This window comes from Streptomyces sp. NPDC050509 (assembly GCF_044457965.1).
Taxonomy (GTDB): domain Bacteria; phylum Actinomycetota; class Actinomycetes; order Streptomycetales; family Streptomycetaceae; genus Streptomyces.
Genome location: NZ_JBITHL010000011.1, coordinates 220,230 through 234,383 on the forward strand (window position 1 = coordinate 220,230; position 14,154 = coordinate 234,383).

Genomic DNA, 14,154 nt, shown 5'->3' on the forward strand with positions numbered 1-14,154 from the left:
AGCTGCCTACAAAAGGACACGGTGCGGGAATCGTCCCGGACGGGACACCGCCGCGGACGCCCGACGCCGCCGACCCAAGGACGGGACCGATGGAGCAGAATCCCCCGGACCGGACCGTTCCCCTGGACGGGCCCGCCCCTTCGAACCGGACCGGTCCCACCGACGGGGCCGACGCCTCCTACCGGGCCGACCCCTTCGACTGGACCGACGGGGAGGCGCTGCGCCGCGAGCGCGCCGGCCTGGTCCGTACGCTCCGGCCGCGCCCGGCCGACTCCGCCCTGCTGGACCTGGCGAGCAACGACTACCTCGGCCTCACCCGGCACCCGGCCGTGACCGCCGCCGCCGCCGGGGCCGCCCGCCGCTGGGGCGCGGGCGCCACCGGCTCCCGGCTGGTCACCGGCTCCACCGCCCTGCACGCCGAACTCGAAGGGGAGCTGGCCGAGTTCTGCGGCTTCGAGGCCGCGCTGGTTCTCTCGTCCGGTTACGCGGCCAACCTCGCCGCCCTCACCGCGCTCACCGCCCGCGACGGGATCCTCGTCTCCGACGCGGGCAACCACGCCTCGATCGTGGACGGTTGCCGGCTCTCCCGCGCCGAGACCGTCGTCGTACCGCACGCCGATCCCGAAGCCGTGGCGAAGGCGCTCGACGCGCATCCCGGGCGGCGCGCGCTGGTCGTGAGCGACGCCGTCTTCTCGGTGGACGGCGACGCCGCGCCGCTGGCGGAGCTGGCCGCGGTCTGCCGCGGCCGGGGCGCTGCCCTGCTCGTCGACGACGCGCACGGCCTGGGAGTGCTCGGCGCGGGCGGCCGGGGCACCCTCGACGCGACGGGCCTCGCAGGGGCCCCGGGGGTGGTGGCGACCCTCACCCTCTCCAAGTCCCTGGGCAGCCAGGGCGGCGCCGTCCTGGGACCGGCCAGGGTGATCGACCATCTCGTCAACGCCGCGCGGACGTTCATCTTCGACACGGGGCTCGCGCCCGCGGCGGTGGGCGCCGCGCTGGAGAGCGTGCGGCTGCTGCGGCGCGAGCCCGAACGGGCCGAGCGGGCCCGGGAGGTCGCCCGTACGCTGCACCGGCTGCTGACCGGGGCGGGACTGACTGCGGTACGGCCCGACGCCGCCGTGGTCTCCGTACAGGCGCCGTCGCCGGAGGCGGCCGTGCGCTGGGCCGCCGACTGCCGGGCGGCGGGGCTGGCCGTGGGGTGTTTCCGGCCGCCTTCGGTGCCGGACGGCATCTCCCGGATCAGACTGACCGCCCGCGCCGACCTGACGGAGGACCAGATGGGCGCGGCGGTGCGTACGGTCGTGGCGCTCGCGCCCGGGGCCATGTCCGCGGCCCCGGAAGCGGAGTGACGGCCCGTCTACGCGGCAGGCGCCCGCCCGTCCAGCGCCCGGACGAAGGATGTCCACGCACCGGCGGAGAAGGCCAGGTGGGGGCGGGCGGCGTTCTTGGAGTCCCGTACGGCCAGCGCGCCCGCGTCGTTACGGGCGCACTCCACGCAGTTGTTGGCGCCGACGCTGTGACTGCTGCGCCGCCACCTCCGCGGGGGTGAAAGGGGTAAGGGAAGAGAGGTGGGGGGCCCTGCGAGGCAAGCGGACATGATGCTCCCTACGCGCCGTCATTGATCCCGGCGATGAGATCCAATGAATCCTGTGTCGAGAGGGCGTGTGCCTGCATCGCGTGGAAGGCGACGCGGTACGCCTCCAGGTCCTCTTTCCGTTGCAGATAGAGGCTATTCGTTAAATGGTCGAGAATGACTAAATCCAGATCGGTAATGTTCGAAAAAGAGAAGATGATGAAGGGGCCGGTGAGTCCGGCGTAGCCGCCCGCGGCGAAGGGCAGGACCTGGAGACGGATCTGGGGGAGCCTGGCCAGCTCGGTCAGCCGCCGTAACTGATCCCGCATCACCCCGGGCCCGCCGACCTCCCTCCGTAACACGGCCTCGTCGACCACGGCGTGCAGACGCAGCGGCGCCGCCGCCCGCGTCAGCACCTCCTGGCGGGTGAGCCGCACGTCGACCAGCGAGTCCACCGTCCCGTCCGGCGTCCCCGTCAGCGCGGCCCTGGTCACGGCGCGGGCGTAGGCGGGGGTCTGGAGCAGTCCGGGCACCACCGAGGTCTCCAGCGTGTGCGCGGTGCTCGCCTGGGACTCCAGTGTGATGAAGTCCCGGTACGTGGGCGGGATCACCGCGCGGTACGCCGTCCACCACCCCGGCGCGCCGTCGGCCGTGCCCGCGAGGGCCCGCAGCAGCGAGCGCAGCCGCCGGTTCTCGATCCCCAGGGCGTCGAGGAGCGCCGCCAGGTCGCCGTCCCGCACCCCGCTGACGCCGGTCTCGATCCTGCTCACCTTCGACTGGTGCCAGCCGAGCAGCCGGGCCGTCTGATCACTGGTGAGCCCCGCGCTCCGGCGCAGCCTGCGCAATTCGTCCCCGAGTCGCTGCCGACGTACCACCGGAATATGCCGCATGGCCGAATCACCTCTCCGCTTCCTTCTCCGTCGCACCGATACGACGTCAAGGCGGAGAAGTTATCTTTCCGGCGCCCAAATACGGTCTCGCGTTGCAGAGTTCACCGCTTTGAGCGACAGATATATGCAGATCTCGGTGGATCGGAGGTACGGATGGTGCGATCAGTGGCAGGCTGTCGCGCAGCACGGTTCCGAGGCCGTCCGCGCAGCCATCAGCTCTGCGCCGGAGTCCGGTCCGGCGGGAAAGGGACAGCGTCGCCATGGCCGACCACCAGGAAGCATCCATCACCCTGCCGAGCGAGCCCGCATCGGTGCCGACGGCCCGAAGATACGTCGCGGACCTCCTCACCGACTGGGGGCTGCCGGGCGAGGCGGCCACCGCGGACACCGTCCGGCTGATCGTCTCCGAGCTGGCGACCAACGCCGTGCAGCACACCTTCGGCCAGTCGCCCACGTTCACCGTGGAGGTACGGCTCGACCGCGAGGAGCGGTTGCGCGTCGGGGTCACCGACAGCCATCCGCGCTGGCCCCAGCGGCTTCCCGCGGCCGTGCAGCAGGACAACGGCCGCGGGATGGTCATCATCCGCTCGCTGACGGCCGAGGCCGGCGGGCGGGTGTCGGTCATCCCGACGGCCGAGGGCGGCAAGACCGTCTGGATCGCGCTGCCCTGGACGGTCCCGCTGACGCCGGCCACCCCTGCCTGAGGCCTTCAAGGGCATGGCGGGCCTTCAGGGCTCCACGGGGCGGGGCGGCCGACGCGTGCTCACTTCACCCGGCCGTACCAGACCTTCTTGGACCAGATCCTCTCCAGCCGTACCAGCGAACCGGTCTTCGGCGAGTGCCAGATCTTTCCCCTGCCCGCGTAGATCCCGACGTGGTACACGCTCCTCCCGTAGTGGAAGAACACCAGGTCACCCTTGCGCCGCGACGAGGAGGAGACGTGCCGCGTCTTGTTGTACTGGGCCTGTGCCGTACGGGGGAGCTTCTTCCCCGCCTTCTTGAACGAGTAGAGCGTCAGCCCCGAGCAGTCGAAGCGGTGCGGCCCCGTCGCGCCGTACCTGTACGGGGACCCCTTCTTCGACGCCGCGACCTTCAGGGCCTTGACGCTGAGCGTGGCGGCCTCGGCCTCTGACGCCGCGCCAGGTGCCAGCATGGTGCCGGCGACGGCGGCGATCGTGAGGGCCGATACGGCCCCCGCCCGGGACAGCAAAGACGGGACATATGTCTGCGCGGTCATGCGCACCCCTTCGTCAGCCGCCTGTGAAGGATGACCTGTCGGGTTCGGGCTGGCGAAGTTGCCCGGCCGCGTGAACGGCTTCACCCCGAGGGACGACCACAACGGGCGTCGTCCCGTACTGCCTGGGTCCTCCACTCCTGCCGATCCACTCCTGTCGACCCGACATCCGGAACGGCGGCAGGACTCGGCGTCCGCCCGGACCGCCCCGCCAGGGGTGGCGGGGGCTTGTCGTCCCAGGGATCTTGACCCAGAAACCAGTGGATTTCCGAGTTGAAACGACGATATGTGAAGTTCCTCACCCTTGGTCCATGTGGGTGGCGAGGGGGTATTCCGCTCCCGGTCGGCGCGGGCCGATGAGGGCCTTACCTGCGACGTAACGATCACGCGCGCCGACACTCCGGTCGGTTCGCGCAACTCGCCTCGCCGAATCCGTCCAGTCAGTTCATACGCCGAACGTGCGAGTTCTTCTCATATGGACGCGGCCATACGGGAACGCGACGCCCCGTCAGGTCGGGCGCGCGGGCGGCACGGTGACCCGCGCGGCCCGCCGTTCCCCGTCGAGCGTCCGCAACGCCCTGGCCAGGGTCGCCGCGTACACCTCGCTCTCGCCACGCTGGTGCATGGCCGTCAGGGCGTCCCGCAGCCCGGTCACTTGGGCCGGCAGCGCCTGGGCCGCGCGCAGGGCGCCGTACGTGTCCGTCCCGCGCGCCGGGTTGATCCGGCCCAGCAGGTCCACGATCCGCAGATAGTGGTCGACGACCTCGCCCTCGGCCCGGGTGAGGGCGGGCAGCGGCGGCAGTTCGGGGGGCAGCACCGGCGCTCACCGCCCGCCGGCGGAGGTCTTGCGGTTCTGGATGACGTGGTCGATCAGTCCGTACGCCTGGGCCCCCGGCGCGTCGAGGATCGTGTCCCGGTCGATGTCGCCGGCGATCCGCTCCGCGCTCCGTCCGGTGTGGCGCGCCAGCGTCGCGGTGACCAGCTCCCTCAGTCGCAGCAACTCCTGCGCGTGGATCAGCAGATCGGACGGCTGTCCCCGCATCGGCTCCTCGGCGGCGGGCTGCTGGAGGACGATCCGGGCGCCGGGCAGCGCCAGCCGTTTGCCGGGCGCGCCCGCCGCCAGGAGGACGGCGGCGGTCGAGACGGCCTGGCCGAGACAGGTCGTGGCCACGTCGCAGGTGATGATCTGCATCGTGTCGTAGATCGCGGACATCGCGCTGATGGAGCCGCCCGGCGAGTTGATGTAGAGGCTGATGTCCTGGTCGGGCGCGGCGTACTCCAGGTGGATGAACTGCGCGATCACATCGTTCGCCGCGGTGTCGTCGACGGGCGTCCCCAGGAAGACGATCCGGTCCTCCAGGAGCCGGGAGTACGGGTCGAGGGTGCGGGTTCCGTTGCTCGTCCGCTCGGTGAACTCGGGCAGGACGTGGCGGGCCGAAGGGCGGTTCATGGCAGACCTCTCCTCATGACGCGGCTCTGTAAAAAATGTACAGGACGTACAGGCCGTTAGAATGGGGAGCATGGCCTATGAGATTCCGGTGACGCAAGCCCGTGCAGAGCTCGCCGATCTGATCAACCGCGTCGTCTACGGCGGCGAGCGCGTGGTCGTGACCCGCCACGGGAAGCCGCTGGTCGCGCTCGTGTCCGCCGCTGACCTGGAACGGCTGGAGAGCGAACCGGAGGAGGGGGAGGAGACGGAGGAGCGTGTCGTCAGCTCGGTCTCGGCGATCCGCCCCCTGTCGTCCGCTCCGGGTGAACCGCGCCGGTTCGGCATCGCCGCGGAACACCGTCCCGACCGCCGCCCGGAGGGCGGGGAGCGCCCTCCCGGGCCCGGCAGGTGACCCTTTGCGGCGGCCGGGGCGGCCGGTCCCCGTACGGGTCTCCATGCGGGTTTCCACGCGTGTCTCCGTGCGGGTCCCTGTGCGGGGTTCCGTATACGAACCGGCGCGCCGGGAGGTCTCCGGGCGCACGAGTTAACGCGTTGGAAAAACTTCCGTCCTACGGTGCGATCCGACAGGTGGGGAGAGTCCCGACCACCGTTCGACGAAGTGTTGATGCTGGCTGGGGTCGCGCCGCGCCCGGCCGGAACCGGGCCGGAGACGATGAGGTGGAAGCGTGCAACTGACCCCGCACGAGCAGGAGCGTCTGCTCATCCATGTGGCAGCGGACGTGGCCGACAAGCGCCGGGCACGTGGACTGCGGCTGAACCACCCCGAGGCGGTCGCCCTGATCACCTCGCACATCCTCGAAGGCGCCAGGGACGGCCGCACCGTCGCCGAACTGATGGCGTCGGGACGCACGGTCCTCGGCCGAGGCGACGTCATGGAGGGCATCCCCGAGATGATCCACGACGTCCAGGTGGAGGCCACGTTCCCCGACGGCACCAAGCTCGTCACCGTCCACGACCCGATCGTCTGACGGGGGAGCGCCGATGATTCCCGGAGAGATCCTGTACGCCGACGAGCCCGTGGCCCTCAACGAGGGGCGCGAGGTCACCCGGCTCACCGTCGTCAACACCGCCGACCGGCCCGTCCAGGTCGGCTCCCACTACCACTTCGCCGAGGCCAACCCCGGCCTGGAGTTCGACCGGGCCGCCGCGCGGGGCAAGCGGCTGCACATCGCCGCGGGCACCGCCGTCCGCTTCGAACCCGGCATCCCCGTCGCCGTCGCACTCGTACCCCTCGCCGGTCTGCGCATCGTGCCAGGACTGCGCGGAGAGACCGGAGGTTCCCTCGATGACTGACGCGTCAGAGCCGGCGGGTCGACCCGTACCGTACGAGCTGTCCCGCGCCGGGTACGCCGACCTGTTCGGCCCCACCACCGGCGACCGGATCCGGCTCGCCGACACCGATCTGCTGGTCGAGATCGAGGAGGACCGCTGCGGCGGGCCCGGACGCGCCGGGGACGAGGCGGTGTTCGGCGGCGGCAAGGTGATCCGTGAGTCGATGGGCCAGTCCCGTACGACCCGGGCCGAGGGCGCGCCCGACACCGTGATCACCGGCGCCGTCGTCATCGACCACTGGGGCATCGTCAAGGCGGACATCGGCATCAGGGACGGCCTGATCACCGGCATCGGGAAGGCCGGCAACCCCGACACCATGGACGGGGTCCACCCGGACCTGGTCATCGGCCCCGAGACCGAGATCATCGCGGGCAACGGGCGGATCCTCACCGCCGGCGCGGTCGACGCGCACGTCCACTTCATCTCGCCCACGATCGTGGACCAGGCCCTGTCGGCCGGGGTCACCACACTCGTCGGCGGCGGCACGGGACCGGCCGAGGGCACCAAGGCCACCACCGTCACCCCGGGCGCCTGGCATCTCGCCCGGATGTTCGAGGCGTTGGAGACCTTCCCCGTCAACATCGGGCTGCTCGGCAAGGGCAACACGATGTCCCGCGACGCGATGCACGCCCAACTGCGCGGCGGAGCACTCGGGTTCAAGATCCACGAGGACTGGGGTGCCACCCCCGCCGTCATCGACGCCTGCCTCCGCGTCTGCGAGGAGAGCGGCGCCCAGCTCGCCATCCACACCGACACACTCAACGAGGCGGGCTTCGTCGGGGACACCCTCGCCGCCATCGCCGGACGCACCATCCACGCGTACCACACCGAAGGCGCGGGCGGCGGCCACGCACCCGACATCATCACCGTCGTCTCCGAGCCGTACGTCCTGCCCAGCTCCACCAACCCGACCCGGCCGCACACCGTCAACACCATCGAGGAACACCTCGACATGCTGATGGTCTGCCACCACCTCAACCCGGCCGTCCCCGAGGACCTCGCCTTCGCGGAGTCCCGGATCCGGCCCTCCACCATCGCGGCCGAGGACATCCTGCACGACCTCGGAGCCATCTCGATCATCTCCTCCGACGCCCAGGCCATGGGGCGCGTGGGGGAGGTCGTCATGCGGACGTGGCAGACCGCGCATGTGATGAAGAAGCGCCGCGGCGCCCTGCCCGGCGACGGCCGCGCCGACAACCACCGGGTCCGCCGCTACATCGCCAAATACACCATCAACCCGGCGATCGCACAGGGCCTCGGCGGGCGCATCGGCTCCGTCGAGACCGGCAAACTCGCGGACCTGGTGCTCTGGGACCCGGCTTTCTTCGGGGTGAAGCCACAGGTCGTCGTCAAGGGCGGCCAGATCGCGTACGCGCAGATGGGCGACGCCAACGCCTCCATCCCCACCCCGCAACCGGTGCTGCCCCGCCCGATGTTCGGGGCCCTGGGACGGGCGGCGGCGGCCACCTCCCTCAACTTCGTCGCCCAGGCGGCGATCGAGGACGGGCTGCCCGAACGCCTCGGCCTGGCCAAGGAGTTCGTACCGATCGGCAACACGCGGCGGACCACCAAGGCCGACATGCGGGAGAACGACGCGCTGCCGCGCGTGGAGGTCGACGCCGACACGTTCACGGTACGGATCGACGGCGAGCCGGTGGAGCCCGCGCCCGCCGCCGAACTCCCGCTGGCTCAGCGCTACTTCCTCTTCTGATGGGTACCCTCACGAAGGTCCGCCGCCCGGGTCCGCGGGGAGGCGCGCGATGAGCCGCTCCGCCCTGCTCGTCCTCGCCGACGGCCGGTTCCCCGCCGGCGGCCACGCCCACTCCGGCGGCGCGGAACCCGCCGTCAAGGCGGGCCGGATCCGTGACGCCGAGGACCTGGCCGCCTTCTGCCGGGGACGGCTGCACACCACCGGGCTCACCGCGGCGGCGCTCGCCGCCGCGGCGGCCCGGGGCCTGGACCCCCTGGCACTGGACGAGGCGGCCGACGCCCGTACGCCCGCACCCGCCCTGCGGACCACCGCCCGCAGGCTCGGCCGCCAGCTCATGCGCGCCGCCCGCGTCACCTGGCCGAGCGCGGAACTGGACGCGCTCGCCGCCGCCCGCCCGCGCGGCGCGCACCAGCCCGTCGTGCTCGGAGTGACCGCGCGCGCGGCGGGCCTCACCCCCCTGGACGCCGGGCACTGCGCGGCGTACGAAAGCGTCAGCGGCCCCGTCACGGCGGTCGTACGGCTGCTCGGGCTCGACCCCTTCGAGGCCACCGCCGTCCTCGCCCGGCTCGCGCCCGCGCTGGACGAGGTCGCCGCGCAGGCCGCCGCGTGCGCGGAACGGGCCGTGGACGAGGGGACCTGCGCGCTGCCCGCCGCCTCCGCCCCCCTGCTCGACATCATGGCGCAGGCCCACGCGCAGTGGCCGGTCAGGCTGTTCGCCTCGTGAGCCCGTAACCGCCCCTGCCCGAAGCCCCGTCCCCGCACCCGCGCCCGTACCTCCCCTCACACACCGGAGCCGCACCATGCATCTCGACCACGGCCACGCCGGCCCGGCGGCCGTCTCCGCCGACGCCGTACGCCCCGACGGACGGCGCCGCGCCCTGCGCATCGGCCTCGGCGGACCCGTCGGCTCCGGCAAGACGGCGACCGTCGCCGCGCTCTGCCGCACCCTGCGCGACCGGCTCTCCCTCGCCGTCGTCACCAACGACATCTACACCCGCGAGGACGCCGCATTCCTCCTGCGCCACGCCGTCCTGCCGCCCGAGCGCATCCAGGCCGTCGAGACCGGCGCCTGCCCGCACACCGCGATCCGCGACGACATCTCCGCCAACCTCGAAGCCGTCGAGGACCTGGAGGACACCGTGGGACCGCTCGACCTGATCCTGGTCGAGTCCGGCGGCGACAACCTCACCGCCACCTTCTCCAAGGGCCTCGTGGACGCCCAGATCTTCGTCATCGACGTGGCGGGCGGCGACGACATCCCGCGCAAGGGCGGCCCCGGCGTCACCACCGCCGACCTGCTGGTCGTCAACAAGACCGACCTCGCCCCGTACGTCGGCTCCGACCTCGGCAGGATGGCCCGCGACGCCAAGGAACAGCGCGGCGAACTCCCCGTCGCCTTCACCTCGTTGAAGAGCGAGGACGGTGTCCGGCCCGTCACCGACTGGGTGCTCGGCCGACTCGCCGACTGGACCGCATGAGCGTCCGCGCCACCGCCCGGATCGTCGCCACCCGCAGCGGACTGCCCGTACTGACCGGCGAGGGGCCGCTCGCGCCCCGCCGGACCCGGGCCACCGGACCAGGCAGCCGCGTCACCGTCGTCGGTGCCATGAGCGCCCCGCTCGGCGGCGACCGGCTCGCCGTCGAGGCCGAGGTACGGGACGGGGCCACGCTCACCGTGGACGCCGCAGCCGCGACCGTCGCCCTGCCCAGCCGGGTGCCCGAACCCGCCCACTACGACGTGCGGCTGACCGTGGGGGAGGGCGCGGAGCTGCGCTGGCTGCCCGAGCAGCTCATCTCGGCGTACGGCAGCGAGCTGCGCATGCGCACCCAGGTCGAACTGGCCCCCACCGCCCTGCTGGTGCTGCGGGAGGAGCAGATCCTCGGCCGCCACGGCGAGGCCCCCGGCACCCTGTTCAGCCGGCTCACGGTACGGCGCGCGGGCCGCCCCCTCCTGGACCAGGAACTCTCCTACGGGCCCGGCGCACCGGCCGGCTGGGACGGTCCCGCGGTCCTCGCCGGCCACCGTGCCGTCGGTCAACTCCTCGTGGTGGCACCCGGGTTCGAGGAGAAGCCCGTATCGCCGATGCTGCTGGGCGAGGCCGCCGTACGCACCCCGCTCGCCGGACCCGGCGCACTCGTCACGGCGGTAGCCCCGGACGCGCTGCTGCTGCGGCACATCCTCGACGAGGCGCTGGACGACCTGCTCGACGGCCTGCCCGGCCGTCCACCCGAAGACCCGCCCGAGGGGGTTCCGTACGGCACCGGCGCGGCGGCGTACCGCTGAGCGGAGGTGGCTCACCGGTTATTGGTTGGGTAAAGAAATCCCCGTCCGCCCTGTTCCCGGCCACCTCACAGGCGAAAGGATCCGGGAAGCTCGCACGTAACGGCGCCGCGCGGGCGGCGCTCCATGAGGGGGAGGTACCACGTGAGACGCACCGCAGTGCTCGGCTCGGCAGGCACACTGCTCGCCGGCACACTCATAGCGGGCGCCATGGCCGCTCCGGCGGCGACCGCCGACGGCCGCCACCAGGGCGACCCGGCGGCGTACGGCGCGAAGACCGCCGCCGAGCGGGCCGCGAAGAAGGGCATCGACTGGCAGGACTGCCCGGCCGACTGGGCGCTGGAGAAGCCCATCCAGTGCGGCTACGTCAGCGTCCCGCTCGACTACGCCAAGCCCCACGGCCGGCAGATCAGGATAGCCGTCGACCGGATCGGCTCCACCGGCACCAAGGACGAACGCCAGGGCGCCCTGATCTACAACCCCGGCGGCCCCGGCGGCTCCGGACTCGCCTTCCCGCGCCGCGTCGTCACCAAGAACGCCGTCTGGGCCGACGCCGCCAAGGCGTACGACTTCGTCGGCTTCGACCCGCGCGGAGTGGGCCGCTCGACGCCCATCTCCTGCATCGACCCGCAGGAGTTCGTCAAGGCCCCGAAGGCCGACCCCGTCCCCGACAGCGAGGCCGACAAGCGCGCCCAGCGCAAGCTGGCGGCCGAGTACGCGGACGGCTGCAAGGAGCGCAGCGGCTGGATGCTGCCGCACATGACGACCCCCAACACCGCGCGCGACCTGGATGTCGTCCGCGCCGCCCTCGGCGAGAAGAAGCTCAACTACCTGGGCGTCTCGTACGGCACCTACCTGGGCGCCGTCTACGGCACGCTCTTCCCGACGCATGTGCGCCGGATGGTCGTCGACAGTGTGGTCAACCCGTCGAAGGAGAAGATCTGGTACCAGGCCAACCTGGACCAGGATGTCGCCTTCGAGACCCGCTTCACCGACTGGCTGGAGTGGGTCGCCAAGAACGACGCGACCTTCCACATCGGTGACACCACCGCCAAGGTGCGGGGGCAGTGGGACACCCTGCGCGCCGCCGCCAAGAAGAGCCCGCTCGGTGGTGTGGTCGGACCCGCCGAACTCCTCGGTGTGTTCCAGAGCGCCCCCTACTACGACTCCTCGTGGGTGCCCACCGCGACCCTCTGGAGCAAGTACGTCGCCGGGGACCCGCAGCCGCTCATCGACGCGGGGTCGCCCGACCTCTCCGACACCGTGGGCAACGCCAAGTCGGAGAACGGCAACGCGGTCTACACCGCCGTCGAGTGCACCGACGCCAAGTGGCCCACCAGTTGGCGGAAGTGGGACCGGGACACCACCCGGCTCCACCGCGACCACCCGTTCCTCACCTGGTCCAACACCTGGATGAACCTGCCGTGCGCCACCTGGGGCGTCAAGCAGCAGACCCCGGTGGAGGTGGGGACCGGCAAGGGGCTGCCGCCGGTGCTGATCACCCAGTCCACCCGGGACGCCGCCACGCCGTACGGGGGCGCCGTCGAACTGCACAAGCGGTTCAAGGGCTCGCGCCTGATCACCGAGCGCGACGCGGGCTCGCACGGCATCACCAACCTGGTGAACCCGTGCGTCAACGACCGGGTGAAGACCTACCTCCTGACGGGCGCGGTGGACCGCGCGGACGTGACCTGCGCCCCGCACGCCACGCCCAAGCCGTAGGGACAACCGCTCCACGGTGAACGGGGGCGGCCGGCCCGGGCCGGCCGCCCCTCACACGACGCCCCTCACTTGCCTCCCCTCAGACGCCTCCCGCCCGCTCCAGCCAGGCATCCTCCGCGGCGTACCCGACGAGAGCGTCCCGGCCGTACGCCGTGATCATCCGGGGGAAGGCGTCCTCCCACCCCCGCTCGCGTACCTGTCCCACCAGCCACGCGACGGTCTGCGGCAGCGACTCCACGTACCCCGTCACCGCCCGGTAGCCCAACTCCCGCTCCGCCGCGGTCATGTCCAGGACGATCGGATGCTCCAGGCTCCACGGCGTATCGCCGACGCCCCCTTCCGGCGGAGCCCCCTCCACCAGCACCGTCTCCGTCTCCCGGCCCATCGCCGTGTCGATCGCCGCCCCGATCTCCGCCACCGTCGGCGCCTGCGGATCCCCGGCGTTCAGCACCCGCGACCCCGGCCGCAGCGCCGCCAGCCTGATCAGCTCCGCCACGTTCGACACATGCGCCGGATGGAAGCGGCTCCGGCCGCCGTACGCCAGGACCCGCCGCCCGCGGCCGTCCAGCAGCCGCTGGACGAAGTACAGCTCGCGCGGGGAGCGGCAGTACGGGCCGTGGATCGCGCCCGCCCGCAGCAGTGTCACCGGCAGTGCGCCGCCCGCCACGAGCAACTCCCGTTCCAGCAGCGCCTTCCGGGCGGCGTACGTCCCCTCACCGGGCGCCACCGTACGCTGCGTCTCGGGGACCGGCACCGGAAACCGCGGGGCGCCGCCCGGCTCGCCCTGGGTGCCGAGGCTCCGGCCCTCGTCGTCCTCGTACACCGAGACGCTGGAGATCACCACGGCCGAACCGATCCGCCCCGCCAGCGAGACGAGCTGCCGGGCGTGTTCCGCGCCGTACGCCGTCACGTCCACGAGCACGTCGCACCCGTCACCCACCACCGCGGCCAGCGCCGCGTCGTCCTCCCGGTCCAGCCGTACGGCCCGCACCTCCCCGGGCCACCGGTCGTCCACACCCCCGCCGCGCGAGGCCGCGCACACCTCCCAGCCGTCCCCGGCGAGCGCCCGCACCGCGGCGCGCCCCACCTGCCCTGTCGCACCGATCACTATCGCGTTTCCCCTGGTCATACGAGGCACGCTAGAGGCGGGGGAGGACCGCGGCCCAGGGCCTTTCGCTGGTGGCGAATCCGCTGTCAGCGACGCGAACGGGGGAACTTCCTGGCCGACGAGGCCTTCGCCTGCTCCGCCTTCACCTCGGCCGCGTACCGGTCGACGTACTCCTGCCCGGACAGCCCGAGGATCGCGTACATGATCTCGTCGGTGACCGCGCGTACCGCCGCCTTCTCGTTCTCCAGCCCGGCGTAGCGCGAGAACTCCAGGGGCTCACCGAACCGGATCGTCACCTGCCTGATCCTCGGCAGGACCTGCCCCGGCGGCTGGATCTCGAACGTCCCCACCATGGCGCACGGCACCACCGGCACCTGCGCCCTGATCGCCATCACCGCGACCCCCACCTTGCCCTTGTAGAGCCGGCCGTCGTGCGAGCGGGTGCCCTCCGGGTAGATCCCCAGCAATTCCTCCTCGGCGAGCACCCCCAGCCCCTCCCGGATGGCCGCCTGCCCCGCCTCCTTGCCCGAACGGTCCACCGGGATCTGCCCGGCGCTGCGGAAGAAGAAGGCCGTCAGCCGCCCCTTGACCCCGGGGCCCGTGAAGTACTCCGCCTTGGCGAGGAAGGTGATACGCCGTTTGATGATTGCGGGCATCAGGAAGTGGTCGGAGAAGGAGAGATGGTTTCCGGCGACGATCGCCGCGCCCTCGGCGGGGATGTGCTCAAGACCTTCGATCCTCGGCCGGAACAGCAACCGCAACAGCGGCCCCAACAGCACGTATTTCAGGACGTAGTAGAACACGAGCGCTCCTCACTGGCCCGACCGGCCACAGGACGGCGTTGTCCCAGGTC

General features: G+C 72.1%; 17 protein-coding genes and 1 riboswitch. Of the genes, 10 read left to right on the top strand and 7 right to left on the bottom strand.

Translation table 11 applies throughout. From position 1 onward, the window contains the following. The first annotated feature begins 89 nt into the window (after window positions 1-89). Window positions 90-1,349, top strand: coding sequence for an 8-amino-7-oxononanoate synthase (locus ACIBJC_RS29830; protein ID WP_399297722.1), 1,260 nt, complete (start codon window positions 90-92; stop codon window positions 1,347-1,349). Between the two features lie 8 nt (window positions 1,350-1,357). Here the strand turns inward: ACIBJC_RS29830 and ACIBJC_RS29835 are convergent, their stop codons facing one another. Both ACIBJC_RS29835 and ACIBJC_RS29840 read right to left on the bottom strand, forming a co-directional pair. Further along, window positions 1,358-1,597, bottom strand: coding sequence for a DUF397 domain-containing protein (locus tag ACIBJC_RS29835; protein ID WP_399297724.1), 240 nt, complete (start codon window positions 1,595-1,597; stop codon window positions 1,358-1,360). 8 nt (window positions 1,598-1,605) lie between these two features. Then, on the bottom strand, window positions 1,606-2,463 hold the full coding sequence (locus tag ACIBJC_RS29840; RefSeq protein WP_399297726.1) for a helix-turn-helix domain-containing protein: 858 nt from the start codon (window positions 2,461-2,463) through the stop codon (window positions 1,606-1,608). Between the two features lie 260 nt (window positions 2,464-2,723). Between ACIBJC_RS29840 and ACIBJC_RS29845 the strand changes: the two genes are divergently transcribed. After that, complete coding sequence (locus ACIBJC_RS29845) at window positions 2,724-3,167, top strand: ATP-binding protein (protein WP_399297728.1); 444 nt, start codon at window positions 2,724-2,726, stop codon at window positions 3,165-3,167. A gap of 59 nt (window positions 3,168-3,226) precedes the next feature. On the opposite strand, the gene ACIBJC_RS29850 is transcribed toward ACIBJC_RS29845, so the two are convergent. The 3 genes from ACIBJC_RS29850 to ACIBJC_RS29860 all read right to left on the bottom strand — a co-directional run bounded on the left by ACIBJC_RS29850 (window position 3,227) and on the right by ACIBJC_RS29860 (window position 5,147). Next, window positions 3,227-3,700 carry a C40 family peptidase gene (locus tag ACIBJC_RS29850; protein ID WP_399297731.1) on the bottom strand — a complete coding sequence of 158 codons (474 nt, stop codon included), beginning with the start codon at window positions 3,698-3,700 and terminating at the stop codon, window positions 3,227-3,229. Window positions 3,701-3,702: 2 nt separating this feature from the next. Next, window positions 3,703-3,900: riboswitch (cyclic di-AMP (ydaO/yuaA leader) on the bottom strand. 305 nt (window positions 3,901-4,205) lie between these two features. Beyond that, window positions 4,206-4,514, bottom strand: a complete 309-nt coding sequence (locus tag ACIBJC_RS29855; RefSeq protein WP_399297733.1) for a hypothetical protein — start codon at window positions 4,512-4,514, stop codon at window positions 4,206-4,208. A gap of 6 nt (window positions 4,515-4,520) precedes the next feature. Continuing rightward, a complete protein-coding gene (locus ACIBJC_RS29860) occupies window positions 4,521-5,147 on the bottom strand; it encodes an ATP-dependent Clp protease proteolytic subunit (RefSeq protein ID WP_399297735.1) in 627 nt (208 codons plus the stop codon). Window positions 5,148-5,217: 70 nt separating this feature from the next. Between ACIBJC_RS29860 and ACIBJC_RS29865 the strand changes: the two genes are divergently transcribed. The 8 genes from ACIBJC_RS29865 (at window position 5,218) to ACIBJC_RS29900 (ending at window position 12,193) form a co-directional block, all read left to right on the top strand. After that, window positions 5,218-5,538: a type II toxin-antitoxin system Phd/YefM family antitoxin gene (locus ACIBJC_RS29865; protein ID WP_399297737.1), complete on the top strand. Its 321-nt coding sequence runs from the start codon at window positions 5,218-5,220 to the stop codon at window positions 5,536-5,538. 274 nt (window positions 5,539-5,812) lie between these two features. After that, complete coding sequence (locus ACIBJC_RS29870) at window positions 5,813-6,115, top strand: urease subunit gamma (protein ID WP_329823113.1); 303 nt, start codon at window positions 5,813-5,815, stop codon at window positions 6,113-6,115. Between the two features lie 13 nt (window positions 6,116-6,128). Beyond that, window positions 6,129-6,440 carry an urease subunit beta gene (locus tag ACIBJC_RS29875; RefSeq protein WP_329823112.1) on the top strand — a complete coding sequence of 104 codons (312 nt, stop codon included), beginning with the start codon at window positions 6,129-6,131 and terminating at the stop codon, window positions 6,438-6,440. Continuing rightward, entirely contained in the window at window positions 6,433-8,190 is a 1,758-nt protein-coding gene (locus tag ACIBJC_RS29880; protein ID WP_399297739.1) for an urease subunit alpha, read from the top strand. The genes ACIBJC_RS29875 and ACIBJC_RS29880 overlap by 8 nt, the downstream gene beginning before the upstream one ends. Window positions 8,191-8,239: 49 nt before the next feature. Next, window positions 8,240-8,914, top strand: a complete 675-nt coding sequence (locus ACIBJC_RS29885) for an urease accessory protein UreF (RefSeq protein WP_399297741.1) — start codon at window positions 8,240-8,242, stop codon at window positions 8,912-8,914. Between the two features lie 76 nt (window positions 8,915-8,990). After that, window positions 8,991-9,668 (top strand): urease accessory protein UreG, encoded by a 678-nt coding sequence (gene ureG / locus ACIBJC_RS29890; RefSeq protein ID WP_399297743.1) that lies wholly within the window; start codon window positions 8,991-8,993, stop codon window positions 9,666-9,668. After that, window positions 9,665-10,474, top strand: coding sequence for an urease accessory protein UreD (locus ACIBJC_RS29895; RefSeq protein ID WP_399297745.1), 810 nt, complete (start codon window positions 9,665-9,667; stop codon window positions 10,472-10,474). The genes ureG and ACIBJC_RS29895 overlap by 4 nt, the downstream gene beginning before the upstream one ends. Before the next feature lie 123 nt (window positions 10,475-10,597). Then, entirely contained in the window at window positions 10,598-12,193 is a 1,596-nt protein-coding gene (locus ACIBJC_RS29900; RefSeq protein ID WP_399297747.1) for an alpha/beta hydrolase, read from the top strand. A gap of 79 nt (window positions 12,194-12,272) precedes the next feature. Here the strand turns inward: ACIBJC_RS29900 and ACIBJC_RS29905 are convergent, their stop codons facing one another. Together ACIBJC_RS29905 and ACIBJC_RS29910 are read right to left on the bottom strand one after the other, a co-directional pair. Next, window positions 12,273-13,322, bottom strand: a complete 1,050-nt coding sequence (locus tag ACIBJC_RS29905; protein WP_399297749.1) for an NAD-dependent epimerase/dehydratase family protein — start codon at window positions 13,320-13,322, stop codon at window positions 12,273-12,275. A 65-nt stretch (window positions 13,323-13,387) separates the two neighbouring features. Further along, complete coding sequence (locus ACIBJC_RS29910; protein WP_399297751.1) at window positions 13,388-14,104, bottom strand: lysophospholipid acyltransferase family protein; 717 nt, start codon at window positions 14,102-14,104, stop codon at window positions 13,388-13,390. Window positions 14,105-14,154: the final 50 nt, after the last annotated feature.